Here is a 1116-nt window from a genome sequence, read left to right as displayed (position 1 = left end):
GTACTCGACCAGTTTGTCCCGCACCCGTTCATCACCCTTGGGCTCGTTACGCCAGCCGGGCTTTCCCCTCTCGCCCGCCAGAGTGGTGGCGATCGTGTTCAGTTCCGCCTGCGCTACGGCCGCTTCGGCACGCAGTTCATTGACGTACGCAGCGACATAGACCGGATCCCGCTTTCTGCTCCTGTCGAAGCCGTCCTGTCCGGCCGGCTGGCGCCGGGAAGCCAGATCCCACGTCAGCCTGCGCTGCTCAGCGGTGAGTGGAGTGGGAGGAGGTTTCGGGTCGTCCGCCGCTATCTGCGATTCGGGTCCGTCTCTCTCGATATCCGCCAGCACGTCTTGCAACACGTCGATGGCCTGCTGGTGGCTGGCCAGGTGATGCAGGGTCAGCGGTCGCGCGGTCAGCGAGTTCGCGAGTTCCGGTGTCGCCAGGATCATCCGGACCAGGTCGGGCCGCTCGGCGAGCTGCCGTACCAGCGTCTCGGCCAGCAACTCCTCCCGTCGCGGCGGCGCCTCCCAGCTCTGGTCGAGCATCCGTTGCACGCGCGGGTCGGCGAACAACCGGCTGAGGTCGGCCGCTGCGGCATCGTCCAGCCCGGGTGCGAGCCGCCGCAGCGTCGGCGCGTCGGCGGCCTGCGCCAGCTCCACGGGTGTCACCCCGGCGGCGAAGGCCGCGTCGAGGCTTCCGCTCTCGGCGAGCACGTCGCGTACGTAGAGCCCGCCGGCTATCCGGTCGGCGTGCGCCTGCCGGTGTTCCTCGCGTACCCGGTCGGGTTGCGGCTCGACGGGCGGCGCGCTGCCCGGCGGGGGTGCGTCCGCCCGGGTGTGGAAAGTGGTGGACTCGCCGAGCAGGTGGACGTGATTGAAGTCCGGCGCGTTCCCGTCGTCGGCCGGCGGCGGCTCGGGCAGGCGTGGCGGCGCCGGGCGGGGTAAGGGCTCGGGCAGGACGTTGAACGTGCCGGGCGGGCGGCCGGTGAGCGGCATCGGCCGTCCGTCAGGGCCGAGCACCAGCGCGTCGACACCGACCACGTTGCCCTCGAACGGGCGACCGCTGTGGTGGTAGAGCGGCCGGTCGGCGACGGCGCCCGACTGCGGGTCGAGGAAGAGGACCGTGCCGTT

The 1116-nt window shown here is 71.3% G+C and carries 1 pseudogene; it reads right to left on the bottom strand.

The window, feature by feature from the left end:
• Positions 1–1026 (bottom strand): annotated as a pseudogene (locus AB0L34_RS34210) (hypothetical protein); the annotation flags it as partial.
• Positions 1027–1116 lie beyond the last annotated feature (90 nt).

It is taken from the genome of Micromonospora sp. NPDC052213 (assembly GCF_040679695.1).
Lineage (GTDB): Bacteria > Actinomycetota > Actinomycetes > Mycobacteriales > Micromonosporaceae > Micromonospora.
The sequence above is the reverse complement of the archived record's forward strand: the minus strand, read 5'-3'. Positions and strand labels throughout refer to the sequence as shown.